23 protein-coding genes, 1 tRNA gene and 1 pseudogene are annotated in these 25,864 nt (G+C 68.1%); 2 read left to right on the forward strand and 23 right to left on the reverse strand.

What is annotated here, in order from left to right; all coding sequences use genetic code 11:
- The gene (locus tag N0A24_08000) at positions 1-1,182 is read right to left on the reverse strand and encodes a glycosyltransferase family 4 protein (GenBank protein ID MCS7173317.1); all 1,182 of its coding nucleotides are present in this window, start codon (positions 1,180-1,182) and stop codon (positions 1-3) included.
- 223 nt (positions 1,183-1,405) lie between these two features.
- Here N0A24_08000 and N0A24_08005 point away from each other — a divergent pair, with 223 nt between their 5' ends.
- On the forward strand, positions 1,406-2,485 hold the full coding sequence (locus N0A24_08005) for a glycosyltransferase (GenBank protein MCS7173318.1): 1,080 nt from the start codon (positions 1,406-1,408) through the stop codon (positions 2,483-2,485).
- 9 nt (positions 2,486-2,494) lie between these two features.
- On the opposite strand, the gene N0A24_08010 is transcribed toward N0A24_08005, so the two are convergent.
- The 7 genes and pseudogenes from N0A24_08010 to N0A24_08040 all read right to left on the reverse strand — a co-directional run bounded on the left by N0A24_08010 (position 2,495) and on the right by N0A24_08040 (position 8,920).
- Entirely contained in the window at positions 2,495-3,985 is a 1,491-nt protein-coding gene (locus N0A24_08010) for a biotin carboxyl carrier protein (protein ID MCS7173319.1), read from the reverse strand.
- 10 nt (positions 3,986-3,995) lie between these two features.
- A complete protein-coding gene (locus tag N0A24_08015; protein MCS7173320.1) occupies positions 3,996-4,703 on the reverse strand; it encodes an ABC transporter ATP-binding protein in 708 nt (235 codons plus the stop codon).
- 6 nt (positions 4,704-4,709) lie between these two features.
- Positions 4,710-5,486, reverse strand: coding sequence for an ABC transporter ATP-binding protein (locus tag N0A24_08020; protein MCS7173321.1), 777 nt, complete (start codon positions 5,484-5,486; stop codon positions 4,710-4,712).
- Positions 5,487-5,495: 9 nt separating this feature from the next.
- Positions 5,496-6,470: a branched-chain amino acid ABC transporter permease gene (locus N0A24_08025; protein MCS7173322.1), complete on the reverse strand. Its 975-nt coding sequence runs from the start codon at positions 6,468-6,470 to the stop codon at positions 5,496-5,498.
- A gap of 3 nt (positions 6,471-6,473) precedes the next feature.
- Positions 6,474-7,343, reverse strand: coding sequence for a branched-chain amino acid ABC transporter permease (locus N0A24_08030; GenBank protein MCS7173323.1), 870 nt, complete (start codon positions 7,341-7,343; stop codon positions 6,474-6,476).
- A 6-nt stretch (positions 7,344-7,349) separates the two neighbouring features.
- A pseudogene (locus N0A24_08035) lies at positions 7,350-8,593 on the reverse strand (ABC transporter substrate-binding protein).
- A gap of 252 nt (positions 8,594-8,845) precedes the next feature.
- Positions 8,846-8,920, reverse strand: a tRNA-Pro gene (locus tag N0A24_08040).
- Between the two features lie 110 nt (positions 8,921-9,030).
- Between N0A24_08040 and N0A24_08045 the strand changes: the two genes are divergently transcribed.
- Complete coding sequence (locus tag N0A24_08045) at positions 9,031-10,665, forward strand: DUF885 domain-containing protein (GenBank protein MCS7173324.1); 1,635 nt, start codon at positions 9,031-9,033, stop codon at positions 10,663-10,665.
- On the opposite strand, the gene N0A24_08050 is transcribed toward N0A24_08045, so the two are convergent.
- The 15 genes from N0A24_08050 to N0A24_08120 all read right to left on the reverse strand — a co-directional run bounded on the left by N0A24_08050 (position 10,654) and on the right by N0A24_08120 (position 25,844).
- On the reverse strand, positions 10,654-11,349 hold the full coding sequence (locus tag N0A24_08050; GenBank protein ID MCS7173325.1) for a hypothetical protein: 696 nt from the start codon (positions 11,347-11,349) through the stop codon (positions 10,654-10,656). The genes N0A24_08045 and N0A24_08050 overlap by 12 nt on opposite strands.
- 36 nt (positions 11,350-11,385) lie before the next feature.
- A complete protein-coding gene (locus tag N0A24_08055) occupies positions 11,386-11,982 on the reverse strand; it encodes an XTP/dITP diphosphatase (protein MCS7173326.1) in 597 nt (198 codons plus the stop codon).
- Positions 11,979-12,701, reverse strand: a complete 723-nt coding sequence (gene rph, locus N0A24_08060) for a ribonuclease PH (protein ID MCS7173327.1) — start codon at positions 12,699-12,701, stop codon at positions 11,979-11,981. The genes N0A24_08055 and rph overlap by 4 nt, the downstream gene beginning before the upstream one ends.
- Positions 12,701-13,480 carry an MBL fold metallo-hydrolase gene (locus N0A24_08065; protein MCS7173328.1) on the reverse strand — a complete coding sequence of 260 codons (780 nt, stop codon included), beginning with the start codon at positions 13,478-13,480 and terminating at the stop codon, positions 12,701-12,703. Before N0A24_08065 ends, rph begins: the two co-directional genes overlap by 1 nt.
- A gap of 34 nt (positions 13,481-13,514) precedes the next feature.
- Positions 13,515-15,272, reverse strand: coding sequence for an N-acetylmuramoyl-L-alanine amidase family protein (locus N0A24_08070; protein ID MCS7173329.1), 1,758 nt, complete (start codon positions 15,270-15,272; stop codon positions 13,515-13,517).
- 128 nt (positions 15,273-15,400) lie between these two features.
- Positions 15,401-15,892, reverse strand: a complete 492-nt coding sequence (locus N0A24_08075) for a ferritin-like domain-containing protein (protein ID MCS7173330.1) — start codon at positions 15,890-15,892, stop codon at positions 15,401-15,403.
- A gap of 75 nt (positions 15,893-15,967) precedes the next feature.
- Positions 15,968-16,672, reverse strand: coding sequence for a PD-(D/E)XK nuclease family protein (locus N0A24_08080; protein ID MCS7173331.1), 705 nt, complete (start codon positions 16,670-16,672; stop codon positions 15,968-15,970).
- An 87-nt stretch (positions 16,673-16,759) separates the two neighbouring features.
- On the reverse strand, positions 16,760-17,839 hold the full coding sequence (locus tag N0A24_08085) for a DUF763 domain-containing protein (GenBank protein MCS7173332.1): 1,080 nt from the start codon (positions 17,837-17,839) through the stop codon (positions 16,760-16,762).
- A gap of 21 nt (positions 17,840-17,860) precedes the next feature.
- A complete protein-coding gene (locus tag N0A24_08090) occupies positions 17,861-18,928 on the reverse strand; it encodes an amidohydrolase (GenBank protein MCS7173333.1) in 1,068 nt (355 codons plus the stop codon).
- Positions 18,898-20,676 (reverse strand): ABC transporter permease subunit, encoded by a 1,779-nt coding sequence (locus tag N0A24_08095; protein ID MCS7173334.1) that lies wholly within the window; start codon positions 20,674-20,676, stop codon positions 18,898-18,900. Before N0A24_08095 ends, N0A24_08090 begins: the two co-directional genes overlap by 31 nt.
- A gap of 31 nt (positions 20,677-20,707) precedes the next feature.
- The gene (locus N0A24_08100; protein ID MCS7173335.1) at positions 20,708-21,733 is read right to left on the reverse strand and encodes a substrate-binding domain-containing protein; all 1,026 of its coding nucleotides are present in this window, start codon (positions 21,731-21,733) and stop codon (positions 20,708-20,710) included.
- Between the two features lie 40 nt (positions 21,734-21,773).
- Positions 21,774-22,439 (reverse strand): nuclear transport factor 2 family protein, encoded by a 666-nt coding sequence (locus N0A24_08105; GenBank protein ID MCS7173336.1) that lies wholly within the window; start codon positions 22,437-22,439, stop codon positions 21,774-21,776.
- 38 nt (positions 22,440-22,477) lie between these two features.
- The gene (locus N0A24_08110) at positions 22,478-23,518 is read right to left on the reverse strand and encodes an ABC transporter substrate-binding protein (GenBank protein ID MCS7173337.1); all 1,041 of its coding nucleotides are present in this window, start codon (positions 23,516-23,518) and stop codon (positions 22,478-22,480) included.
- 44 nt (positions 23,519-23,562) lie between these two features.
- Positions 23,563-25,044, reverse strand: coding sequence for a carotenoid oxygenase family protein (locus N0A24_08115; protein ID MCS7173338.1), 1,482 nt, complete (start codon positions 25,042-25,044; stop codon positions 23,563-23,565).
- A gap of 173 nt (positions 25,045-25,217) precedes the next feature.
- A complete protein-coding gene (locus tag N0A24_08120) occupies positions 25,218-25,844 on the reverse strand; it encodes a Crp/Fnr family transcriptional regulator (protein MCS7173339.1) in 627 nt (208 codons plus the stop codon).
- Positions 25,845-25,864: the final 20 nt, after the last annotated feature.

Below are 25,864 nucleotides of genomic sequence, written 5' to 3' on the forward strand. Positions count from 1 at the left end.
CTACACCGCTGCTTCCACCTGCATCTGTCGGGCGACCTCCCGGAAGAGCGTGGCGTAGGCCTGAGCCACCGCGGGCCAGCGCATCTGCTGGGCGAACCGCCAGGTCCGCTCTCCGATTCGCTCCCGCCGCGCCGGATCCGAGAGGAGGTCTGTCACCGCGGCCACGATGGCGGCAGGCGATCGGAAGGGCACGAGCACCCCGCGGCCGTCACTGAGCACGTCCTGGGCGTACCGGTACGGGGTACTCACCACCGCGCACCCGCACGCGAGAGCCCAGGAGAGGGTGCCGCTCACGATCTGATCGGGGTTGCGGTACGGGGTGAGATAGATGTCCGTGGCCTGAAGATACCCGATGAGCTCCCCATCCTCCATGTAGCGGTTCTCGAAGCGCACCAGGTCCTGGATTCCCAGGCGCTGGACCTGCTCCATCAGCATCTCCCGGTACCACTCCCCTTCCCGACGCCGCAGGTTGGGGTGGGTCTCCCCCAGCACCAGGTACAGGACGTTCGGAAAGACCCGGGCCACGGCGGGCAGGGCATCCAGAACATCCTCAATGCCCTTTCCGGGGCCTACCAATCCGAAGGTGGTCAGCACCCACCGGTCCCCTAGACCCAGCCGTTCCTTCGCTTCCGCCCGAGGGAGTCTCTCCACGACGGGGACCCCGTGCCAGATCATGCGCACCCGACTGCGGCTCACCCCGTACCGCTCCTCCAGGAGGTCCACCGCGGAGGGGCTCAGGACCACCACGGCCGCGGAGCGGCGGCACAGGGTTCGGATGATCTGCCGGGGCTTGGCGGGCGGATTCGAGAGCACCGTGTGGAGGGTGGTCACCACCGGGCGCTCCAGGTGATCCAGGAGCTCCAAGAGCTCCTCTCCCCACTCCCCCCCGAAGATCCCAAACTCGTGCTGGATGTTCACCACTTCCACCCGCTCCCGGTTGAGACGCCAGGCCGCAGAACGGTAGTCTTCCCGGCAGTTCTCCCGGATCTCCCCCACCACCTCCGGACCATACCGGTACACCCCGTTCTCGTCGTTCATGGCCACCACCAGGGGATGTACCCCCCACTCCCGGAGCCCCCGGGCCAGATCCCGGCTGAAGGTGGCGATCCCGCATTCCCGGGGAGGGTAGGTGGAAAGGATCGCGACGCTCAACCGACCCTGGTTCTCCCGCGCGCTGCGCATGCCTCTCACCCCCTTTGCGAGCCGAGTCCGTAGCCTCGAGTGTCGCAGCGAGGTGTGCGACATCACGCGGGGGCCGCGGCAACGAGCGCCCTGTCCACTGAAGCAGCCCCATGGACCGACCTCGGACAGATTGAGACGCGTCTTTAGTATACCGGAAATGGCGGCCCGGTGACCACGGAAGGAGTCGCGCGCAGAATCGTCGAACAACTCCTGCGGGTGATGGATGGAACACATTGCAGACACCGGGTCCTGCTGGATACGAGAGGAGGAGTGTCCGGTGCGGGTCTGCGTGTACTACGAGTACCATCCCTCCCTTCTTCCCAGTGGCGGGATTCGGACCGCATACCGGAACCACATGGAGGCGCTACGGCTGGCGGGGGTTGAGGTCGTCCACCGACCCCGGGAACCACACGATCTTCTACACCTCCACTCCACGGGCCCCCTCTCCTTACTCCTTCTGGAACGCACCACGGGCATGCGGCCCGTGGTGGTACATGCCCACACCACGGCGGAGGATTTTGCGAACTCCTTCCGGCTGAGCGATACGGTGGCGCCCATGCTGGGACGCTACCTCCGGTACTTCTACAACCGGGCGGACCTCGTGATCGCCCCGAGCTCCTACACCGCCCGGATCCTCCGGCAGCACGGCGTGCGGGCTCCCGTGGAGGTGGTGAGCAACGGGGTGGATGTCCGACGGTTCCTCCCGGATCCCCGGCGGCGCCTTCGGGGACGGGCCCGCTACCGCCTCAGCGGCTTTGTGGTGTTCGCGGTGGGGTTGGTGCTCCTGCGAAAGGGCATTGAGCTGTTCTGCGAGACTGCCCGACGGGTTCCGGAGGCCCGCTTCGTGTGGTTTGGCCCCATCCATAAGGCGGTGAAGTCCGAGACCCTGCGGGTTCTGGAGCGGGCCCCGGAGAACGTCCGGTTCACGGGGTACGTGGAGAACGTGCTGGAGGCGTACGCCGCGGGAGACGTATTCTTTTTCCCCAGCACGGTGGAGAACGAAGGGATCGCGGTGCTGGAGGCAGCCGCCTGCGGAAAGCCCCTCCTGCTGCGTGCTGCGGACTGCTTCCGGGACCGGTTCACCCACGGGGGGAACTGCCTGATGGCCGAGGACCCCGACACCTTCGCCACGTACATCCGCCAGCTGCGAGGCGATCCCGAACTTCGGGAGCGTCTCGCGCAACAGGCCCGGGCCTTCGCGGAACAGCACCGGCTGGAGGTGGTGGGCGCCCGGCTGCGGGAGCTGTACGAGGGCCTGCTTCTCAAGCGCACCGATGTCCCCCGCGCGGCTCCGGTTCCCTGAGGCCCGCGCCTATGTGGACCGGAGCACGAGGGAGGTGTTCCCTTTCTGGATGGCCACGTACCGCACCTGAGACTGTGCGCTCAGGCGCTCCAGAAGCGCGGCAAGGGAGTTCCGGGAAGCCCGGGGCGGGCGGGAGCCGTTCCCCTTCACTCCCTGGATCTCCCCCTCGCCCTTCATGATGCAGTGCAGCAGCAGGGTCTCCTCGTCCGCGTGCACCATTCCCAGCTTCTGCCGGATCACCTCCAGGGGGGCCTCTTCCTCCTCCCGCAGGGCCTCCAGCTGCGCGGCGATCTCCCGGGCCCGGGCTCGCCCCAGGATCCGGTCCTTCACCTCCGGATCCATCCAGGTATATCCCGAGTCCTCCCCAAAGGCCCCGAGGGCAAACCGGATCACCTCGTCCGTCACCAGGCGGTACCGCTCCCCCGTCAGCACGTTCAGGGCCGCCTGCGTGGCCACGTGCTGGGAGTACGGCGTGATCATGATGGGATACCCGAGGTCCGCCCGGACCCGCACGATCTCCTCCAGCACCTCCTGCAACCGGTGTTCCATGCGCAGCTCCTGCAGCTGGAACCGCAGGTTGGAGATGACCCCTCCCGGCACCTGGTGCACGTACTGGCCGTAGTCGTACTCCACGGGCATCCCCACCGGCCTACCCTCCCTCCGGGCGAACGCCCACAGCCGGTCCGAGGCCGCCCGCACCGCCTCCTCGTTCACCTGCACCCTCCATCCCAGATACCGGGCGTTCTGCACCACGTTGAAGACGGACGGCTGCGAGGACCCGTTGGCGAGTGGGGGGATGGCGGTGTGCACCACCCGGACCCCCAGCTGGATGGCCTCCAGATAGCAGAGGGGAGCCAGCCCTGTGGTGCAGTGTGAGTGGAGCTCTACCGGGACGTTCCCCGCGGCCTCCAGGATGGCGGGCAGGAGGGTCCGGACCCGGTCCGGCGTCAGCAGTCCCCCCTGATCCTTGAGATAGATGGCATCCGGTTGGAAGGCCAGCAGTTCCCGGGTCTTCTCCGAGTAGTACGCGTCCGTGTGGCGGGGGGAGATGGCGTACGAGAGGGCGAAGACGATCTGGTAATTCAGGGAGCGCAGAAAGGGCACCAGCCACGGGAAGAGCCGCTTGGGCTGGTCCATGGTGTTGGCCGTGAGCTGAACCCGATTCAACGCCCCGATGGCCGCCACGCGCTCGTAGAACAGCATGGTCAGACAGCGGGGATTGACACCCGCGAAGGGATTGAGGCTCACAGCCCCCATGCACGCCTTGGGCACGTCCCGGAGCGCCCGCGCCACTACCCGGCACATCTCCCAGGGGTCCTCCCGCAGGTCCCGCACGAACTTCTTGAAGTAAATGGGGTTCACGGGCACCTCTACCGCCTGGAACTCCGCCCGAACCAGATCCTCGGCCGCCTCCGCGATGAGCCGCGTGGGGATGTCCGAAGCCCACAGGCTCTGGGCGCCGTCCCGGAGTGTGGTGTCCACCAGCCGTACCGGATCCATCTTCCTCCCCTCACACCGCAAGATAGGCCTGCTTCAACGATTCGTCCGCGAGGAGCGCTTCGTAGGTACCCTGGAACTGAACCTGGCCCTTATCCAGGATGTAGATCCTCGAGCTGAGGCCCGCGGCGAACCACAGGTTCTGCTCGGACAGCAGGATCGCCAGCCCCGTCTCCCTGAGCCTCCGGATTTGCTCCCACAGGGCCTGGACCACCAGCGGGGCAAGGCCCTCGGAAGGCTCATCGAGGAGCAGGAGCTCCGGATCCCCCATAAGGGCCCGGGCGATGGCCAGCATCCGCTGCTCCCCGCCGCTGAGGGATCGCCCAGGCCGATCCTGCAACGGCTTCAGGGCCGGAAAGAGCTCGAAGACCCTCTCCACCGTCCACCCCTGGTCTCTCTGGGCCTGGGAGCGTCCCTCCGCACCCACCAGCAGGTTCTCCAGAACCGTTAACCCGGGGAAGATGCGGCGATCCTCCGGTACGTACCCGATTCCCATCCGCCGGATGGCATGGGTGGGACGTCCGATCAGGTTCTGTCCACGGAAGAGGATGCGCCCTTCCACCTGGGGAACCAGGCCTATGATGGACTTCAGGGTGGTGCTCTTGCCGGCCCCGTTCCGTCCCAGGAGGCACACGACTTCTCCCTCCTGGACGGAGAGGGCCACGTCCTGCAGCACCCACCCGTGGCCGTACCCCGCGAACACCCGCTCCAGCACCAGCACCGTTTCCTACCGCCCTATGGGCCTCCAGCTTTCCCGGGTTTCCTCCCCCAGGTAGACCCGTCGGACCTCCGGATCCCCACGGACCTCCTCCGGGGTTCCCTCCGCGATCACCGTACCCCGGTTCAGCACCGTGATCCGATCCGCTACGGAGAACACCACATCCATATCATGCTCGATGAGGAGGGTGGTGATCCCCCGGGCCTCCACCACCCGGCGCACCAGGGCCATGAGCCGGGGACGCTCCGGGACCGGGATTCCGGAGGTGGGCTCGTCCAGCAGGAGGATCTCCGGCTCGCACGCGAGGGCCAGGGCCAGCTCCAGTTTCTTGCGGTCTCCGTGTGGGAGTTCCCCTGCCCTCCGGTGCGCCTGCTCCTCCAGGTGCACCTGCCGGAGGATGTCCCACGCCCGTTCCATCTCCACCCGACGGAAGGAGGCGAAGGGCCGCCACAGATGACCCCTCAGGACCGCACACGCCAGCTGCACGTTCTCCAGGGCGGTGGCAGTGGGGAAAACGCTCGTGATCTGGAACGTCCGCGCCACCCGCTTCCGAACCACCCGGTGTGGGGCCAACCCCGTGACCTCCTCCCCCCGGATCCAGATCCGGCCCCGGTCCGGGCGCAGGAACCCCGTGAGCAGGTGAAAGAGGGTGGTTTTGCCCGCGCCGTTGGGGCCGATGATGGCGTGGATCGTTCCCGCGGGTACCGCGAGGTTCACCCCGGCCACCGCGGCCACTCCTCCGAAGCGCTTCCACAGGTCCTCAGTGCGCAGGACCCATTCGTGCAAGGCTCTCCCTCACCTCCGGCGTCCACCCCGCATCTCCACCAGCCCCCTGGGCGCCAGGAAAGCCGCCAACACCAGCAACACCCCGAGGAAGAACTGCCAGTACGGCGTGGCCCGAGGGACCAGGAACGCCAGGGTTTTTATCACCACGGCCCCCACCAGGGGCCCCACGAACCGCTCCGGCCCCCCCAGCACCACCATGAGGGCCGCTTCCGCGGAGCTCTGCCATCCCGCCACCTTGGGGAACATGCTCCCGTGGTGGAAGACAAACAGAGCCCCGGCAAGTCCCGCGAGTCCACCCGAGAGGGTAAACGCCGCCCACTGTACCCGCCGCACGGGAATCCCCACGGCCTCCGCCCGATGCGGGCTATCCCGTACGGCCTTCAGGGCTGCGCCGAAGGGAGACGCACACACCCGCCACAGCCCCCAGAGGGCCAGCCCCACCACCAGCAGCACGAGGTAGTAGTACACCACGGGATCGGTCCAGGGCGCCGGCGGGAAGACATCCGTGAGGCCGTCGTCGCCGCCCGTCAACTCCTTCCACTTCCAGAACACCGTGTACAGGAGCTGGCCGAAGGCCAAGGTGAGCATGACGAAGTAGGCTCCCGCAAGCCGGACGCAGAAGTACCCGATCCCCGCGGCCGCGAGGGCCGCCACTACCGTTCCCACCCCCACGGTGGCGAACCAGGGAATCCCGAGACGTTTCACGAGAATCCCCGCCACGTACCCGCCGACCCCGAAGAAAGCCGCATGCCCGAGGCTGAGCATACCGCCGTATCCCACCAGGAGGTTGAGGCTTGCGGCGAGGAGGCACGCGAGCAGCACGTCCACGGCCTGGACCACGTAGGGGGAGGGAAGGAGGAGGGGGAAGGCGGACAGTCCGCCAATCGCCATCATCCCGATGAGGAGCCGTTCCCAGGCCCTCAGCCGTGCGGCCGCGAGCGTCTGCACGCCCCACAGGCGTTTGACCTCCACGGCTCCGCCCACCCCTCAGTCCACCCCGAAAAGCCCTTTGGGCCGCACCATGAGCACCAGGGCCATGAGGGCGAAGACGAAGGCGATGGCGAACTGGGGGAGGACGAGGATACCGAAGGCCTGCGTGAGCCCTACCAGGACCGCGGTGGCCGCGGCACCCAGGATGCTGCCCAGCCCGCCCACCACCACCACCACAAAGGCGTCGATCACCGCGCTCACGTCCATTCCCAGGCTTGCCCCGGAGATGGGCACCACCAGGACTCCTGCCAGCCCCGCCAGGGCGGTCCCCACCGCGAACACCTGCGTGGCGAGTCGGGATTCATCCACCCCGCACGCGGCCGCCATCTCCCGATCCTGGGCCACGGCCCGCACCAGCCGTCCCCACCGGGTCCGCTGCACGATCCACCCCAGGGCCAGAGCCACCGATCCACTCACCAGGATCACCACCGCGTAATATCCAGGGAACGTCACCCCTCCGACGGAAACCACACCGAACCGCCCCAGGACCGGGATGCTCTTCGGGAACTCGCCCCAGATGTACCGACAGAGGTCGGAGATCATGAAGATCAGTGCCACCATGGGCAGGAGCTGGACCCGAAGGGGAGCACCGTAGAACCTGCGGATGAGCACACGCTCCAGCACAGCTCCCAGTATCCCCATAAGGGCGGGGATGGTTCCTACGAGGATCCAGAAGCCCCCTGCCCGGTCCAGGAGGATCTCGCTCAGGGCGTACGCCAGGAACCCCGCGAGCATGAAGAGGGACCCGTGGGCGAGATTGAGGAACCGTGAGACGCCGAACACGAGCCACACCCCCGCCGCCAGCAGGAACAGGAAGGAGGCGGAGACCAGGGCACTGATGAACTGCAGGCCCAGGATGGCGTGCATTCCGCGCTACCGGCCCAGGGCCCGGAGCCGCTTGATCTGCTCCTCTCCCAACAGGTACTTCTCCCCCTCCACATAATGCGGGTCCGCGAGTCCCGCCCGACCGTAGGTGGAGTCCCAGGTGAGCCGCCCAAACCACCAGCCCGCAGTGGACTGATTGTCAAAGGGGCGCAGCTTCACCCAGCCGTGGGAGGGGTGGAGGTAGGTCATCCCCGGCAGGGCATGGGCCAGGGCCTCCCGGTCCACCCGCTTCGCCTTCTCCAGCCCTGCCTTCAACAGGTACACGGAGGCATACGCGTGCACCGCGGCTTCCGTGGGCAGGTGGTTCCACCGCCGCCGGTAGGCCTCCACGAAGGCCCGAAGCTCCGGACGCGGAGGCGGATACGGGAGGTCCGAGCCCGTAATAATCCCCTCCGGGATGTCCTCCCGGCGCAGTCCCGCGCTGTTCCCAGGCATGGCCAGGGTGGGGTGGAGCCCCTGCATCTGCTCGAAGAGCCGGAACGCCTTCGCCTGCTTCACGAAGGCCTCCCCCGGCAGCGCCACCATTCCCGCAAACAGCAGGGCGTCCGGCTTCTGCCCGAGGACGGCGGTGATGTAGGGGGTGAAGTCCAGCTGCCCCACGGGGACCCAGTACTGACACCCGGGGAGCACTTCTACGTCCCGGCGGAGGGCCCGAAGGCCGCCCAGGATCTGGGCCGTGCCGCTCCGTCCGTAGACGAAGTCCACCGCGATGGTGCAGTAGCGGCGGGCCGGCAGCTTCGCGATCATCTCCGCGAAGGCCCGGGTGAAGACCCGCTCGTTCGTAAAGGTCCGGAAGACGTACGGATGCCCGTCCTTCTCCGTGATCTCCGCGGTGTAGCCCATGTTCACCAGGTACGGGACCCGCATGTCCCGCGCGAGCGGGGAGGCCGCCAGAACCGTGGCCCCGAAGGAGTGGCCGTGACGGCCACCACCCCCATCCCCACCAGCTCCCGGAACGCCTTCACCCCTTCCTCCCCGGAGGACTTGTCATCCCGGGTGATGAGCTGCAGCGGTCGGCCCAGCACCCCGCCCTTCGCATTGATCTCCTCCACCGCCAGGGTGGCCCCGTGCTGCCCATGGTGGTGCACCGCAAACGCCCCGCTGGCGGAGACGATCTCCCCCACCAGGATGGGCTCCCGTGTCTGGGCCACCGCGCTCCCCACGCGCAGGAGGGGAGCTGTTCCAAACCCTAGCACCGCGAGCAGGACGCAAACCGCTATCCACCTCGACATCCGTCGCATGCTCCCTCGCCTCCTTCCCCTGACGTACTCATACCCCGAGCGAACGACCCAGGAAGCTTCCTGGGAACGCACAGATCCACCCCCTTTACCTCAGCCATCCGGTCTGTCTATACAATTCTACAGTACCACCCTACGGAGGGTATCCCCCTCCGTCAAGCCCTCTGACGCCTGCCGGCCGTGTGACAGGACGAGGTCTCGGAGGTGCTGGGAACCCGCTGGAGCGCCTGTGGGGGGCACCGTTGCTGGTCGGGGCGGCCGGATTTGAACCGGCGACCTTCGGCTCCCAAAGCCGACGCGCTGCCCCTGCGCCACGCCCCGGGGCCGTCCTCACTGTAGCCACCGCCCCTCGGCGCCGTCAACGGCCAGGATTTCGCCCCTGCTCCCTCGAACCGCCTGAAAGAGATCCCCGTGGGAGGGAGAGCCAAACCGTGTACGGCGATTTCGAGACCACGGTGACGGAGATCCTGCAGGCCACCTTCGACTTCTACCCCCTTTGGGCAAGCGGGCTCGGACTCCACGCCTACGACGGGGTAGCCGGGCGGTACGACCTGGCCTCCCTGGACGCTCGCCTGCGAGACCTCCGCACCGCGCAGCGGGCGCTGGAGGCGGTGGACCCGAACGCGCTCTCTCCGGAACAGCATCTGGACCTACAGGTGCTGCGGGCCGCGGTGGAGAAGGAGCAGTTTGAGATCGCGGAGCTCCGGGAGTTCGAGCGCAATCCCATCCTGTACACCGCTTTCCTCGACACGACCCACTACCTCAAGCGCGCCTACGCGCCCCTGGACCAACGCCTGGAGCGCCTGGCGGAGTACCAACGCCAGGTGCCCGGTCTCCTTGAGACGGCCCGGCGGAACCTGGTGGGGCCCTGCGCGAGGCCGCACGTACAGGTGGCCATGGAGATCTTCGAGGGGATGCTGCGCTACCTGGAGCACAACCTCCCGAGGGCAGCCGCGGGAGCCTCCCCCGCCGTCCGTTCCCGACTGCTGGAGGCCAACGCCCAGGCCGCGGCCGCGGTCCGGGCCTTTCTGGGATTCCTCCAGGAAGAAGTCCTGCCGAAGGCTACGGAGGCATTCGCCCTGGGAGCTCCCCTCTACCGCCGGATGCTGTGGGTGGGAGAACGGCTGGACCTGGATCTTCAGGCCCTCCGGGAGATCGGCGAGCAGGAACTCCTCCGGCTGCGCGAGGCTGTTGAGGAAGCGGGCCGCCGTCTCGCCCCAGGGCGCTCCCCGGCGGAAGTGGTGCGGATGCTGGCTGAGGAGCATCCCTCCGAGGAGGAGCTGCTCCCTCTCGTGCGTGCCCTGGTGGAGGAGCTCCGGGCCTTTCTGGAGGAGCGGGATGTGGTGACGCTCCCTGTAGGAGACCGTCTGCACGTGGAGCCCACCCCGCCGTTTTTGCGCTGGGCCTTCGCCCTCATGGACACCGCGGGCCCTTTCGAGGAGACCAGCACGGATTCTTACTATTACCTCACCCTCCCGGAGGCGGACTGGTCTCCGCAGCAGAAGGAGGAGTGGATGCGGCGGTTCGACCCGTACACCCTGCGGAACACCACCGTGCACGAGGTCTATCCCGGGCACTACGTCCACTTCCTGCACCTGCGCCGCCTGTCCAGCAGGGTCCGGAGGGTGTTCCACGCGTACTCCTTCGTGGAGGGGTGGGCGCACTACGCGGAGGAGATGCTGGTAGAGCAGGGATACGGAGGGGAAAAGCTTCGGCTCGCGCAGCTCCTGGACGCCCTGCTGCGTGCCGTGCGGCTCGTGGTGAGCATCGGGATGCACACGGAGGGAATGACGGTGGCTCAGGCGGTGCGGAGGTTTAGGGAAGACGCGTATCTCGAGCCTCTCCCGGCCTACTGGGAAGCTCAGCGGGGGACCTTCGATCCCGGTTACCTGAACTACACCCTCGGCAAGCTCATGCTCCACAAGCTGCGGCGGGACTACGAGTCCGAACGCGGAGGAGCCTTCCGGCTACGGGAGTTCCACGACCGGTTGCTTCAGCTGGGTGCCCCGCCGATCCCAGTGGCCCGTCAGGCCCTGCTCCGAAACCCGGGGGGATCACTCCTCTGAGGGAGGGGGTTTGCGGGCCGCGGCCCGGGCCCTGGCCTCCTCGAGGATCCGGCGCCGCTCCGCCGCCCGTGGATCTTCCTCCCCGGGGTTTGCCGCGGCCGTCTCCGGCGTCCGGACCGATGCCGCGGGAGCGGCCGGGGCCTCCGTCTTAGCCTGCGACCGGGCCTCCCGGGCGAGCTCCGTGGTGCGCTGCATGGCGGTGGTGTCGCCCAGCCACTCCAGCCGCATGAACCGCTCCAGCCGGTCCTGAACCTCCCGCAGCTTCTCAGCGTCGGAGCGGGCCTCCTGGGCCAAGGCCTTGTCCAGCCGGTAGCTCACCAGCCGCTGCCCGTCCGTGAGGTGCACGAGGGGGTGTCCCTTGGAGTCCTCGTACACGAGGATGCGCGCCTGGATTCCCAATTTGCGGGCGATGGGCGCCACCTGGTCGTGGACCCATTGCAGGTGGGGCGGGAGCATGCGGTTTCGGCCGGGATCCAGGGTCTCGGCCACCGTCTGGTCCGCGAGGGGGTTCTCGAACCGGGGCTGCACCCGGCCGCGCCGCTGCTGGGCCTTCCGCCGGGCCTCCGCCAGCTCCTCCCGAATGTCCATGCCCGCCACCACGAAGGAGAAGAGATAGATCAGGAAGACCGCGAAGGTCAGGGCCCAGTAGTTCCAGAAGGGATTGTCGAAGAACGCCCGCTCCATCGTTCCCTCCCTACGCCAGCTCCGGGTAGGATGGTATCATCCCGCGAGGCTCCTGAGGAACTCGCGGGCCCTCGCCATGGCCTTTCCCCGGTGGCTGATGCGATCCTTCTCGTGGGGCTCCAGCTCCGCCACCGTCCGCCCCAGGTCCGGCACGTAGAAGATGGGGTCGTAGCCGAATCCCTCGCTCCCCCGGGGTGCGAGGGCGATTCTTCCCTCGCACGTCCCCTCGAACGTCCGCACGGTCCCGTCTGGCAGCGCCACGGCCACCACCGCCCGGTAGCGGGCGGTGCGCCGCTCCCAGGGCACTCCCGCAAGCCGCCGCAGGATCTCCGCGTTGCGTTCCGCGTCCGTGGCGTTCTCTCCCAGCAGTCGCGCGGAGTAGACGCCGGGATCGCCACCCAGGGCATCCACCTCGAGCCCCGAATCGTCCGCGAGGGCGATCTCCCCCGTGGCCTGGGCCACGGCGAGGGCCTTGCGCACCGCGTTCTCCGCATAGGTGCTGCCCTCCTCCGGTACCGGCGGAAGGTGCGGATAGTCCCGGAGAGATCGAACCTGAAAGGGGAGATCCTCCAGCAGACGGGCAAGCTCCCGGAGCTTCCCCTCGTTGCGGGTGGCCACCACGAGGGTCCTCATCCGCCCCGTTCCTGGAGGACGGCCTTCTGTACCTCCACCAATCTTCGGATCCCGGCCTCCCCCAGGGCTAGGAGAAGGTCCAGCTCCTCCCGCCGGAACGGCCGGCCTTCCGCGGTCCCCTGGATCTCCACCAGCTCGCCGGTCTCCGTCATCACCAGGTTCATGTCCACCTGGGCCCGGACGTCCTCCTCGTAGCTGAGGTCCAGCATGGGGATCCCATCCACGATCCCCACGCTGGTGGCGGCCACGAAGGCCCGCACGGGCCAGGCATCCAGCGCCTGGGTGCGGTACAGGAGCGAGAGGGCGTCCACCAGAGCCACGAACCCGCCAGTGATGGCGGCGGTCCGGGTTCCTCCGTCCGCCTGGATCACATCGCAGTCCAGCCAGATGGTGCGCTCTCCGAGCTTCTTCAGATCCACGGCCGCCCGCAGGGATCGACCGATCATCCGCTGGATCTCCGCGGCCCGGCCTCCCGGCTTTCCGCCCTCCCGAGGCGTGCGCTCCCGGGTGGAACGGGGGAGCATTCCGTACTCCGCGGTGATCCACCCGGAGCCGGAGCCCCGCAGCCACACCGGCACCCGTTCCTCCACGGTGGCGGTGCACACCACCCGGGTTTCTCCCAGCTGGATGAGCACGGATCCCTCCGCATGCCTGATGTAGTTCCGGGTGATGCGCACGGAGCGGAGTTCGCTGGGGGCGCGGCCATCCGCCCGCCGGATCACGGACTCCCGCATGGCGCCTCCCAATCCACCTCGTAGGTATGCAGCTCCTCTGCGCACGCGGTCCGGGGAAAAACCGCCCGTGCCGCGCGGGCCATCTGTTCGGGATCCACGGTGGGGAAGAAGTGGCTGAGGAGCAGTCTGCGCACCCGGGCGGAGGTGGCCAGCTCTCCCGCCAAGCGGGGCGTGAGGTGTCCCACCTCCCAGGCCACCTCCTCCATGCCGTCGGGGAAGGTGCACTCCGCCACCAGTAGATCCGCTCCCCGGCAGAGGGCCACCACGCCCTCATCGAAGGCGGTATCCGCGGTATAGGCCAGCACCCCACGGGTCCCCTCCAGGCGGACCGCGTAGGTCTCCAAGGGGTGACGGGTCCGCGCGAACTGGACCCGGAATCCGCAGAACTCCACCTCTTCCCCCGGAGCGATCCGCCGCAAGTCGAACACCCGGAGGCCCCGCTCTGACTGCATGGCATACGCGAGGTAGCGCTCCGCATCCGTCGGTCCGAAGGTGGTCAGCTGCCCAGTCCAGCGCTCGGGCGGAAAGCAGCTCCACTCCAGGGCCAACCGCAGGGCGGGGACGTCCGCCACGTGGTCGGGGTGCAGGTGGGTGAGGATGAGCCCGTGGAGGCCGTAGATGTCCATCCGCGCCAGCAACCGCGAGAGCACCCCGTGGCCACAGTCCAGGAGGATCCGGCGCCCATCCTCCTCCACCAGGTACCCGGAGCAGGCGCCGCCCGCGGGTGGAAAACCTCCCCAGCGTCCCAGGACCGTAACCCGCATGCCATTCCCACTCTACCAGGCGTGCCCGTACCCGTCACGGTGCCGGAGGGGGCAGGGAGTGCAGGAACCGCATGATGGCCCGGGCCAGGGCCTGGGCCACCTTCTCCCGGAAATCCGGAGTGCGCAGGAGGGCTTCGTCCACGGGGTTGGTGAGGTAGCCGATCTCCACCAGGACCGCGGGGATGGGACTGTCGCGGAGCACCTTGAAGTTCGCGGTACGGATCCCGCGATCCGGAACGCTGAGGCTTCGGCCCAGCTCCTCCTGGACCAGGATCGCAAGCCGCATCCCATCGGGTTTCAAGTAGTACGTCTCCACTCCCCGAATGACGCTCCGGACGCTGGCGTTCGCGTGAATGCTGACGAACACCGTAGCTCCCGCCTGCAGGGCGGTGGGAACCCGGGCACCCAGATCCACGGAGACGTCCGTCTCCCGGGTCATCACCACCCGGATTCCCTGACGCTCGAGGAGCGTCCGGAGCCGGAGGGAGACGTCCAGCACCACGTCCTTCTCCACAAGCCCCGTCACCCCGATGGCGCCGGGATCCGATCCTCCATGGCCGGGGTCGAGGGCTACCACGTGCCCGGAGGCACGTCCGCGGGAGGTCGGGGCTTCCTGGACCGCGATCACCACCTGGCGTCCCCCGTCCTCCGCGAGGATCCGGTACGGCACGGGGGTCCGCCACTGGATCACCACCCGGGTGACCTCTGGGTCCACCTGGAACTGGGCGGCCCGGACCACCTCCACCGGCCCCCCCACCACCAGCTCCTGCTTGACGGGCACGAATACGCCCGGGAGATCCACCACCAGACGTGGGGGATTCCGCAGGGTAGTTTCCTGGAAGCGTAGGGGTCGGTCCCCCACCACCACGATGCGGAACCCGCCCACCTCCCGCACCGCCCGGACCTCCAGGATGCGCGGGGGTTCCTCAGGAGGAGGCCCCGGTGTGGGGGAGGCCTCGGGTGGGGTGGCGTCCTGCGGGCCCGGGATGGGTTCCCGCGCGGGCGGGGGAGACGAACCCGGCGGCCCTCCGAAGGATCCGCTCCTCGGCCGGAGCAACACCTGTAGATCAAACCCCGAGCCCGCCCTCACCTCTGCCTCCAGGGGGTCCTCCAGGTCAAGGACCACCCGGGTGATGTACGGTTTAACCTGCAGCTGCCCCACCCGAATCCGCCGGATCCCGACCTCCCCGATCTCCTGGTCCCGGGTCTCGATCCGCGAGGCCGCGTGGAGGAGATCGAGGACCAAGCGGTCGGGATCCCGCAGCCACGAGGTCCGGGCCTCCACCGGCCCCGTGGCCTCCACCACCAGCCGCGTACCCGAAAAGGAGCGCTCAAAGACCAGTCGGACCACCTGGGCGGCCACGTGCAGGGCCTGTTCCCCGGGCTCCCACTTCACCCAGGCCCCCAGGGCCCGGTATACGGACTCCACGGGCACCATCAGACGGTCCTGGAGGACGAAGGGAGCGGCCGGAAGCCGGTGGAACTCTGCGCCTACGGCGGCAATGGGATCCCCGGCCCGCAGGACCACCGCCTCTCCCCGTCCCCCACGGACCTCTGCCACACGGCGTGCGGGATCCCAGGTAACCGTGGCCCGGTAAGTGCTGAAGGCCTGGTCCACGGGGGCGAAGACCACCCCCTCCCGCAGGAGTGGGGGTGGGTCGGTGCGTACCTCCTCCCCCAGGACCACCAGGCGCAAGGCGCTCTGGCCCAGGGCCGGCGATCCGGAGAGCAGGAGGAGGACAGCGCAGGAGAGCGCGAGCAGGATGGATCTGGGAGGCCGATAGGCGACCATGGACTGCTACAAGGGCGCTCCCCTCTCCCGGTTCGAGACGGCAGAGCAAAACTCCTGCCGCAAGCTGCGCGATTCAGAAATTCAGGAAAAAAGGAGAAGGGCCCCGGCGGTCCCGGGGCCCTTCTCCTTCAGCTGCGGCGGCGCTTGGCGATCAGGGCTTCCAGGAACTCCTCGTGCCGGACTTCGTCCGCCAGGAGCTCCGTGGCCAGTTTGTAGGTGACGGGGTCCTTTCCGAAGGTCAGCTTCGCAAGGCGGTTGTAGACCTCGATGGCCTGCCGCTCTGCCCGGATCTGATCCTCCACCATCCCGTCCGCGTCCGCCCAGTCCGCCCGGGGCGCGGTCCACGGGGCATTCGCCCCAGCTTCCCAGTCCTTGGGGTGCACCACGGGGTCGCCTCCCAGCTCCACGATGCGGAGGGCCAGCTTCTTCGCGTGTTCCAGTTCCTCCCGGGCCTCCTGTTCGAAGTGCTCCACCAGCTCCTCCCCGTGCCACCCCTCCGCTACCTGCGCGGTGATCCAGTACGAGTAGAAGGCGAGGAGCTCATCGAGATATGCGCTCTTCAGTTCCCGAACGAGCTGCTCCACATCCAGCTCCACGATGGCGCGACCCTTTTGTCCCATGGGATCCCTCCTGATTCCGCGTTCTCCTCCCCATCGTCTTACAGATCGGCCGATTAGGAAAGCCCCACAATCCCATCAGGGTGCTCCTCGGAGGTGGTCCAAAAGCCGCATGAGGGCCTCGCAATCCTGACACCCCGGGTGGCCCCGGGGGGGCGTAGGGTGTGCCAGGATCTCCCGGACCCGTCGAAGGAGAGGGGGGATGAGGCGGTCGGGATCGAGGCGCACCCGCCGGCGAACCGCCCGGAACAGGAGCGCCACCCGGGACCCATCCCGGGTCGTGTGGAACCGTCGAGGCTCCAGGTACACCAGGGAAAGGCCGGAGATGGGCGTGTACCCCAGGTGCTGCGCGATGTACGCATACCCGTTGAGCTGCACTTCGTAGGCGGGGAGGGTCAGGTCCTGGTTCTCCGTGAGGCGTGCGGTCTTGTAGTCCACGATGTGGTACGAACCGTCGGCCAACCGGAAGATCTCGTCGGGCTCCCCCCGCAGCACCAGCCCCAGCCGGCGATCCTCCACCTGGAACACGCGCCACTGAAGCCGGTGCGGGGCCACATACCCCACCACCCGGCCTAACCGGGGGAACCAACCGGGCAGCATCCCGTACCGATCCATGTGGTCCCGGATGACCTGCTTGGTGGCCCGGTCAATCTCGCCCAGCACCCCGGGGAAGGGCATCTGGTAGGGAACCGGCAGGTGGTAGGTGATCCAGAAGCAGCGCGGACACCCCCCTTCCATCACCTCCCCCAGGCGCCGCACGGAGATCCGGATGGGTTCGTGCATCCCCTCCCCTCTGTACCAAAAATTCGAACGCCTGTGCGTCCGAATTTTTCTCCGATCCTGCTCCGGGTTCCTGCCGGGTGAGGGGATTCAGGGGTTCGCGGGCTGGACGAACCGGTGCAGGCGGCGGAGGGCCTCCAGCCGGTCGGATTCTCCCGTGCGGGCCCGACGCAGCGCGTCCTCCAGGGTGGCCACGGTGCGGTCGTAGGTGGTCCGATCCACGGGATACGGGTGGCCGTCCTTCCCCCCATGGGCAAAGCTATAGCGGGCCGGATCCCGCCACGAGAGGGGGACTCCCGTCAGCAGCTCCGAGAGCAGCGCCAGGGCACGCAGGGTCTTGGCGCCCACGCCGGGAATGCCCAGGAGGTGCTCGAAGTCGGGAGCTTGAGCCTCGTATGTACGGAGGAGGGCGGCGTGCAGCCGGTTGGGGTGTAGATCCTCCAGACGGATCGCGTGCCGTGCAGGCATGACCAGCACCCGCTGGAATTCCGGCAGGAGCCGCTCCGGGTGCTCCCGGGCTAGGGCGGCCACGGCCTCCCGGACGGGCTCGGCTTCCGCGGCCACCAGGTTCAGGGTGGGTGTGCGGATGTCACAGCACACCGCGGCGTGGGGCTCGCACACGAACGACCGGACTTCTTCCCCCAACCAGTGGTACCGCCGGGCGGTGCGGTCCACGGGACGCATCCCCTGCTGGATCACCGCCCAGGAGCCATCCCGGGCCACGAGGAGGGTGTGGTGGTAGAGCTCGTAGCCGTCCTGGACCGCGCTGCCATCTACCTTCGCGGTCAGACGACTGACGCGGACCAGTGCCTCCACGTCCACCCCGAATCGGTCCCCGTAGCGCCGCAGCTCCTCGGGGGTGGACCGAGCGGCCTGCCCTTTGCCTCCCGCCACGAAGAGGCCCAGATCCCCCTCCGCGCCGCGCACCGCCTCCTTGAGGGCCCCGCACACGGTGGTGGTGAGGCCGCTGCTGTGCCAGTCAAATCCCAGCAGGCACCCGAAGGCCTGAAACCAGAAGGGATCGCTGAGCCGGCGCAGCACGCCGTGGGGGCCGATGTCCTCCACCAGGGCGGCCAGCACCGCGCGGCCGAGCCGCACCATACGGGCAAACAGCCAGCGTGGAGCGGAACCGGAGTGGAGGGGGAGCGTGGCGATTCCGGTCCGGTGCACAGGTCCGCCTCCACCGGCAGCTTAGCGGGTTCCGGCAACTCCTGGGAGGCGGAGGATCCGAAAGGCGTTCCCCGAGAAGATCTGCAGCCTCTCCCCCGGGAAGACAGGGAGGGCTTCGACGGCATGGACGGCTCCCTGCAGATAGGCCCACCCCTCCTCGGGACCAAACGGCATATCGGATCCAAAGAGCAGGCGCTCCGGCCCGAAGAACGCCAGGGCGCACGCGAGGGCTGGGGCATTCCCGAACACCGCGGTGTCCGCGTAGAACATCCGGAGGGTCTCCCAAACCGGCCGCTGCAACCCCTCCCACGCCGCGATGTCCTCCGGGGCCTCCGGGTGCAATACTGCTCGCTCCAGCCCGCCGCGGGGTCCCACACGGCCCGCCACGTAGGGCAGAATTCCGCCCGCATGGTGTGTGAGGATCTTCAAGCGGGGGAAATGCTCGAAGATCCCGGAGAAGGCCAGACGGATCATGAAGGCCGCGGTTTCGTATGGCCAGCCCAACGCCCACCAGATCCCGTACCTCGAGCGCCCCTCCGTGGGGTAATCCGGGACTCCCGGTCCCCGGGTGGGATGGACCCAGATGGGGAGATCGTAGGCAGCCATGCGCGCAAACAAGGGCAGGAACTCTGGACGGTCCAGGGGTTTTCCGAGCACGTTGGTGAAGATCTGGACCCCCGTGGCCCCCAGCTCCTCTATCGCCCGCTCCGCTTCCCGCACCGCGGCTTCCACGTCGTCGAGGGGCAAGGACGCCACGAATCCCACGAACCGGTCGGGATAGCGGTCCACCAGCTCCGCCATTCCGTCGTTTGCCAGCTGCGCCAGCTCCACCGCCCGCCGGCCCCGGGCGAGAACCTCGATAGGGGGGCTCGCCAGGCACAGGACCTGCACATAGGGGTGGAGGCGATCCATACACCGGAACCGGGCGTCCAGATCCACCAGGGGTGCCATGCGACGGACCGGAGGCTGAAAGGGCCCGGAGATCCCGCCTTCCCCGAGAATCCGAACCAGGCGGCGGTAGAAGGCCTCTGGGTAGATGTGGGTGAAGACGTCCACCTTCAACGTTTCCCGCGGACGCCCCCCATCCATCCGCCTCCCCCCCAGCGGCCCGCGGCGTACACCCAGGCCAGCAGGATCCCCACCACCAGCAGCCCCAGGGCGCTTGCCTCGCCCATACGGCCCGCGTCGTAGAGCTGCCAGATGCGAACTCCCGCCACCACGCTCTCCGGCTGGTACAGGAGCAGGGCCAGGGTACTCTCCCGGTAGTGGGCCACGAAGTGCAGCAGCCACCCTCCCAGGATCCCCGGCAGGATCACGGGGATCAGCACCCGCCGCAGGACCGCGGTCCTGCTCGCGCCGCAGACCCAGGCCGCCTCCTCCAGCTCCTTTCCCACCTGCATCACTGCGGCCCGGGCGGAGCGGCTTACGATCCCCGTGCGCGCCGCATACACGAGCCCCAGCATCCACACCGTCCCGTAGACCCCCCTCCCCACCCACAGGTACAGCAGCATGGCCGCGAGTCCGAGGACCACGGAGGGTAAGGTGACGGAGGAAAGCAGCACGTAATCCATACCGCTCCACACCCTACCCCCCCGGCGCACGTCCAACCAGGCCACCATCACCCCCAGGCCCATGGCCAAGGTGGCCCCAAGCCCGCTCGCCACGGCACTGTTCGCCAGGGCCTTCCACGTGACCTCCTCCCTCAGCACCAGCCCCCAGGCCCTCAAATCCCACCGCCCCAGCCGCTCGAAGCCGTTGCTGAAGGCCTCCGGAAAGCAGCTCAGGATCCCCAGGAGGAGGATGGGTGCGAGGGCGAGCAGCGCCGCAAGGATGCTGAGGTATGTGAGGCCTGCAACCCGTCCCACCGGGCCGAGGCTCACCCCACCTCCCTGGAACCCCTTGCCCCCGATGGTGGTATACCGCTCGCTCGCGCCCATCCACCTCCGGAGGCCGGCCAGTGCCACAAACCCCAGGAGGAGCCCCGGGACCGCGAGGGCCGCTACTTTTCCGTACTCCGGGAGTGCGGAGATGGAGTGCACCGCGAAGTACAGGGTGCTGCTGTACACGCGGATCCCCGCAGGTGCCCCGAGCAGGAGCGGGATCTCGAAGCTCTCCAGGGCGATGAGGGCGGAGAGGATTCCGGCAGCGCCGATGGCCGGGCGGAGGAGGGGCCAGACGATCCTGCGCAGGGTGCCCGGCACCGTGGCGCCACTCACCCACGCAGCCTCCTCCAGGCGCAGGTCCAGCCCTCGGAGAGCGCCGGAGATCAGGATGAACGTCAGGGGCACCAAGCCGAGCCCTTGGGCCAGCACCATCCCTGGCAGGCTAAAGGCGTTGAGGAGGCCTCCCGGAATCCCCGCCTTCCGGAAGAGCACATTCAACAGTCCGGTCCCCGGCGCAAAGAGGAGGATCCAGCTGATGCTCTGCACCACGGGGGGAACCATGAGGGGAGCCACCATCAGGGCGTAGAAGGCCCGCCGGCCGGGTACGTTCGTGCGCTCCACGAGCCACGCGGCGATTCCGCCCGCCAGGAGCGCGACGCCGGTAGCACCTGCCACATACACCGCGGTGTGCCCTAGCATCCGGGCGTAGGCGGAGCCGCCTCCCACCAGTTCTCGGTAGTTCTCCAACCCCCACCGCGCGGAGGCCTCGAAGGGCAGGACGTTGCTGCCCACCCGCAGGCTGCTGAGGATCAGGGTCACCAAAGGCACCAGGAGGAGCCAACCGACCGTGAGGACCACCAGGATCTCGAAGGCCTTCCGACCAAACGCCTCTACCTGGCCCGACCAGTCCGGCCTCGAAACCGCCTCCTCACGGACCTGGACCCTCAGCTGCACTTCCCGCCCGCTCCCGATCCGTGTTCCGAACTTACCGTTCCTCCCCGAGGACGATCCGGCGGATTCGCTCGAAGAGCTCCACCCGCCGCAGGGCGCGCCGCTCATCCTCCAGGACGATGCGGATGCCCCGTCGGTCGTAGAGCTTGCGAATGGAAGAGCCGCTCCCCGGAGCCACGTCCCAGAACCCCTCCCGCTCCAGGGCTGCCCGGCCTTCCCGGGTCATGTACCAGATGGCGAACAGCCGCGCGGCCTCCGGATGCGGCGAGCCCTGGAGGATGGCCAGCGCGAACTGGGAGGCATACGTCACGGGACCCACCGGGGCCCACTCCAGGCTCACCCCCGCCATCCTGCGCTGCTCCACCTGGTGGGCGAAGGCTCCCACCCACAGGTCCCGATCCCCCCGCAGGACGAGCTGCTCCACGGTGGCGGGCTGCGGCACCACCGCGAGCCCCATCTCCCGCAGGCGGCGGGCATACTGCAGGGCCCACTCCTCCCCTCGGAGCACCCCCAGGGCCGCGATCCAGTTCCCCACCGCGATGGCGTCTCCCACCAGGCGGTTGCGCCACCGCTCCTGCAGAAGGTCCTCCCACGTGCGCGGGAGTTCCTCCGTTCGGATCCGCCCCGGGCGGTACGCCACCGCATACACCCCGCTGATGAATCGCAGGCCGTACCCGTCCAGGGTGAGCACGCCCACGGGCACCCCGTACGGTGCCAGATCCTCCCGGGCCACGTAGGGACGGAGCAGCCCCCGCCCGCGCACCAAGCTCAGTCCTGGCAGGCTCCAGAGAAGCACATCGTAGTTGCGCCTTCCCACGAGGGCTTCCGCCACCACCCGGCTTGGCGCATTCGGGTCCAACACCAGCCGTACGCCGACCCCGGGATTGCCTTCCTCGAATCGCACCTTCAGCGGCTCTCCCAGCTGTGGGACGCTGGTGAGCAGCACCACACTCCCTTCCCTCCGGGCCCGCTCCCGGAGCTCCTGGAGCGGATCTGGCCCTCCCACGGCCACCCCCCACCCCACGAGGCAGACGATCAACACGCCCAGCCACTTCCGCATACCCATCTCCTCCGTCGTGGGATCCGGCTGCTCTTACGCCTTACGGCACGGGGACCTTCTGCCCCGTCACCGGGTGCGGGTAGTGGAAGGGAACCACGTAGGGCTCCGGCCACATCCGGGGCGGATCCGCCAGGAGCTCATCGGGACCGTGGGGATCCTCCGGGTAGGTCTTGGTGAACACGAACACGGGCGGATCCGGCCACTGCGCCCATCCCCGCTCGTAGTTTGCAATCCAGTACGGCCGGTAATCGAGCACCCGGATCTTCCAGATCCCGTTCTCCTTCACGTACTCGTTCTCATACACTCCCCCCTCCCACCACTGCCGCCGCACCTGCTCCGCCCTGCCGGGGGGAGTGCTCTCGTGCCGACCGCCCTGTAGGAAACACCGGAACCGTCCCCAGGCCCGGCCCGCGTCCACATCCACGTCGATCACGTCCTGCACGATGATGTGGTCCAGGAGCACCCCGTACTGCGGTCCGTTCTTCCCACCCCCGAACCGCTCCCGGAACCGCCCCACGTACAGACGGCGGGCACCCTCCTTGCCCAGAAACCGACCGCCCAGAAACCGCACCTCGCAGTCATCCGCGAAGAGGTCCACTACCTCCTCATAGAGGCACTTGTCCAGGTAGTACCCGTACACATTCTGGAGGCGGCGCACCGCCTCGATGTCCTCCAGCCGCCGAATGCGCTTCTCCAGGTCCTCCATGCCCGTTTCCCCTCCTCAACGGAATCTCGAAGCCCGTGCTAGGGCACCCGCCCCTGGAGGATGGCCCGCACGCGCTCCGCGAGGGCCACCCGTTTCCGGGCCGCCTCCACGTTCTCCACGAACGGTTTCAGGCGGACCTGCGCCAGCGCGCGTCCCAGGATCCCCTGGGGATCCGCGGCGTCCGACATGAACACCGTCTCCCGCTCCAGAAGCCGCTTTCCCTCTTCTCCCGCCATCCACATGGCCGCACACCGGGCCGCCGCGTTCTCCGCCCGCCCCCGCAACACGGAGACCGCGATGACGGACCCGTACGTGGGCCGCACGGGCGCCCAGTCTATCGGTTCTCCGTACACCTCCCGCCGCTCTAAAATCTCCCCGATCCCGGACCACCAGAGGTCCCGCTCTCCCCGCAGGATCATCTGGATGGCGGTGGCGGGGTTCGGAACCACGGTGATGCGCACCTCGTCCCGTAGCCGCCGCGCGAACCGCTCCATCCAGGCCTCCCCGAGCAGGAGCCCAAGCCCGGCGATACTGTTCTCCACCAGGCCCGCGTTGCCCACGACCCGTCCCGACCAACGCGGTTGGACGATCTCATCCCAGGTCCTTGGCACCTCCTCCGGCCGGATCCGCTGGCGGTTGTACCCGAGACCGTAGACCGTGGTGTAGACGCGGAGGATCCGGTTCTGCAGCATCCGACTCCCAGCCGGCACCCGGAGCGCATCCAACTCCGCGGGGGGAAGATCCGCCAGCAGTCCTCGCTCCGCCAGCACGAGCAATCCCGGCAGGCTCCAGAGCATGAGGTCAAAGCTCCACCGCCCCGCCTCTGCCTCCGTGATCACCCGGGTGGGTCCCGCGAGATCCGCCACCCCCTCCACCCGCAGGCTCCGCAACCTGTTCTCCAGGACCCGGACCACAGGATCCGCCACCAGGGGGACCAGGGTCAGCAGGCGCACCCGTCCACCCCGTTCCACCCCCTGGCAGGGCGAGGAGAGGGTTGCTGCCGAAGTCCCACTCCCTCCTCCTAGGGCTCCCACCCCGAGGAGCGCCGCGAGGGCGAGAATTCCCCATCGTCTCAACATGTCCACCTCCTCCGAATTCCATCACCCGTGGTTCCGCTGGGTTCTCAGTCCCAGCTGCGGTCCTCCTCGAAGCCCGGAATTCGCTCCGCGGGAACCCAACTGCCGTGCAGGCCGGGACGGAGCTTGATGGGCAGCCGGACCACCGCCACGGGGCCTTCTGCCACCGCCAGGGCGTCGAAGATGAGCAGGTCCGACCGTCGCTCGTCGTAGCGGTTCGCGATGGCAAGAAGGTACCCATCCCCCTCCACCGTGCTGCCCGGTCGCGGGACAAAGGTGGGTTCCTGGAGGGACGAGGTGGGACCCACGAACCACCGCTCATGGCGCCCTGTCTGCAGGTCCACATGCCCCAGGCAGTTGAACTGGAAGCCGCTGGCGGACCGGAGCGCGGGATGCGCGGGGAGGTCGGTATCCTGCACCAAGAGGTACCCGTGCCGGTAGGGCTCCATGAGGTACCGCTCGTCCACCCGCGGGAACTCCCCGACGAACTTGGACATCTCGATGCTCTCGAACCCGTCCCGGGAGCTCTCCGCGTCCACCACCCACCGCGTAAGTCGTGGGGTGGCCTTCGACCGATCGAATCCCCCTCCGTGGATGTCAGGGAAGAAGGGGAAGAGGTTCCCGGGGGCCACGGGCGTGTCGATGTAGATGCGGCTGCCCTCGTTGAAGGCGTTCATGATGTGGGAGGCGAACTGGTTGGGCCCCTTGAACCACCGGACGTCCTTACCGTTCCCGTACCGCGGGAGAACGCCCAGGTAGACCTCCCGGGTGCTGTCCCAGGCGAAGGTCGATAGCCCCCGCTTGGCCCGTTCCATGTCGTACATGATGGGGACGATGGGGAAGATCACGTAGTCCCGGGTCACCGCGAAGTCGTGGACCATGGAGGCGTAGGGAGCCCGCAACCAAGCCTCGTGTACGATGTGCCCCTCCGGGCTGATGACGTAGTAGGCGATGTCCGGAGTCCCGTAGCCCGTGGCGGAGTAGGCAAAAGCGATCATCTCTCCCGTCTGGGGGTCGATCTTGGGATGGGCCGTGAAGGTCTTGCTGGTCAGCTGCCCCTCGAAATCGTAATAGCCGTAGGTCTTCAGGGTGAGGGGATCCAGCAGGACGGGAGGGCTGTCCTCCTTGAGGGCGTACAGACGTCCCGCGTGGTACACCACATGGGTGTTGGCCGTCCCACGCCGCAGGCCCCGTACGGACTCATCGTCGAAGTAGGGATTCCGGTACAGCCCGAACAGGGCCCGCCGGGCCTGCCGCTCTGCCACGAACTTCTCCGTCCGTACGTACCGGCACCGGAAGTCCACGTGGCCATCCTTGAACCGGAACATGCTCACGATCCCGTCCCCGTTGAAGTAGATGTCCTCCCCCAGAAGAGGCGGGTACTGGGGGTCGGGTCGCACATGGTAGTAGATCCCCCGCAGCTCCCGGGGGACCGTGCCTTCCAAGACCTCCAGGTCGTAGATATCTGCCTCGATGCGGTCCGGGGTGTTGAAGCCGGTGTAGATGGGGAGTTCCGGGAACCGTCGCATGGATCGCCCACCTCCCTCCGCGCAACTTTCCCGGCCGCGGGGCTCCGGAGCCTTCGCCCCACCGCGCCGGAAGCACGTAATCCTGCCCTTCCGGGTGCAGGGTAAGGGCCCGGGAGGACCCCCTCAAGCCAGGATTTGTCGATCCGGGAGTCAAATTTTGACCGAGCGCCCCTTCACACCGCGGAGGTTTCCACCATCTGCCGCAGTCCCTCCAGGTCCTTGACGAGGATCCGGGACCGGGACAGGGCGATGAGGTCCCGGGCGCACAGGGCCCGGAGGGCCTTGGCTACCGTGGGGCGGGAGAGGCCCGTGGCGCAGGCGATCTCCCGGTGCGACAGGCGCAGAGCGGGCACTCCCTCCGTCAGGGGTATGTCCTGGTATGCCATCAGGTCCAGAAGCAGCTGCGCCACCGCCACCTGGGCCGCGTGGAAGGTCAACGCGTACAACCGGTGGGTCAGGGCACATACCTTCTGGGCCAGGCTCTCCAACAAAAGCCAGCATGCCTGCGGATGGCGGAGTACCCGGGGGAGTTCCGCGGCGGGGATCACGTAGAGCCGGCTCGCCTCCTGGGTCACCGCGGAGACTCCATACGCGGTCCCCCGGATGGCGCCCGCATCTCCCACGAAGTGGCCAGCTCCCAGTACCCCCACCAGGTGCTCCTCCCCCAGTTCGTCCAGGTAGCAGAGCCGTACGGATCCATCCACGATGAGGTAGAGCCGGTCTGCGGGATCCCCCTGGGTGAAGACGACACTCCGCGGGGGGTAGGCCACGAGGCGAAAATCCTCAAATGGAAAGGACACTTCCCATCTCCGGAGGCGAC

The organism is Armatimonadota bacterium (genome assembly GCA_025059775.1).
Taxonomy (GTDB): Bacteria; Sysuimicrobiota; Sysuimicrobiia; order Sysuimicrobiales; family Sysuimicrobiaceae; genus Sysuimicrobium.

Excerpts from the sequence above, each read along its gene's own strand:
- N0A24_08000 (MCS7173317.1), bottom strand. The coding sequence starts at position 1,182 with ATGCGCAGCGCGCGGGAGAACCAGGGTCGGTTGAGCGTCGCGATCCTT.
- N0A24_08005 (MCS7173318.1), top strand. The coding sequence starts at position 1,406 with ATGGAACACATTGCAGACACCGGGTCCTGCTGGATACGAGAGGAGGAG.
- N0A24_08010 (MCS7173319.1), bottom strand. The coding sequence starts at position 3,985 with ATGGATCCGGTACGGCTGGTGGACACCACACTCCGGGACGGCGCCCAG.
- N0A24_08030 (MCS7173323.1), bottom strand. The coding sequence starts at position 7,343 with ATGCACGCCATCCTGGGCCTGCAGTTCATCAGTGCCCTGGTCTCCGCC.
- N0A24_08050 (MCS7173325.1), bottom strand. The coding sequence starts at position 11,349 with ATGGAGCGGGCGTTCTTCGACAATCCCTTCTGGAACTACTGGGCCCTG.
- N0A24_08055 (MCS7173326.1), bottom strand. The coding sequence starts at position 11,982 with ATGAGGACCCTCGTGGTGGCCACCCGCAACGAGGGGAAGCTCCGGGAG.
- N0A24_08065 (MCS7173328.1), bottom strand. The coding sequence starts at position 13,480 with ATGCGGGTTACGGTCCTGGGACGCTGGGGAGGTTTTCCACCCGCGGGC.
- N0A24_08070 (MCS7173329.1), bottom strand. The coding sequence starts at position 15,272 with ATGGTCGCCTATCGGCCTCCCAGATCCATCCTGCTCGCGCTCTCCTGC.
- N0A24_08075 (MCS7173330.1), bottom strand. The coding sequence starts at position 15,892 with ATGGGACAAAAGGGTCGCGCCATCGTGGAGCTGGATGTGGAGCAGCTC.
- N0A24_08080 (MCS7173331.1), bottom strand. The coding sequence starts at position 16,672 with ATGCACGAACCCATCCGGATCTCCGTGCGGCGCCTGGGGGAGGTGATG.
- N0A24_08090 (MCS7173333.1), bottom strand. The coding sequence starts at position 18,928 with ATGGATGGGGGGCGTCCGCGGGAAACGTTGAAGGTGGACGTCTTCACC.
- N0A24_08100 (MCS7173335.1), bottom strand. The coding sequence starts at position 21,733 with ATGCGGAAGTGGCTGGGCGTGTTGATCGTCTGCCTCGTGGGGTGGGGG.
- N0A24_08105 (MCS7173336.1), bottom strand. The coding sequence starts at position 22,439 with ATGGAGGACCTGGAGAAGCGCATTCGGCGGCTGGAGGACATCGAGGCG.
- N0A24_08110 (MCS7173337.1), bottom strand. The coding sequence starts at position 23,518 with ATGTTGAGACGATGGGGAATTCTCGCCCTCGCGGCGCTCCTCGGGGTG.
- N0A24_08115 (MCS7173338.1), bottom strand. The coding sequence starts at position 25,044 with ATGCGACGGTTCCCGGAACTCCCCATCTACACCGGCTTCAACACCCCG.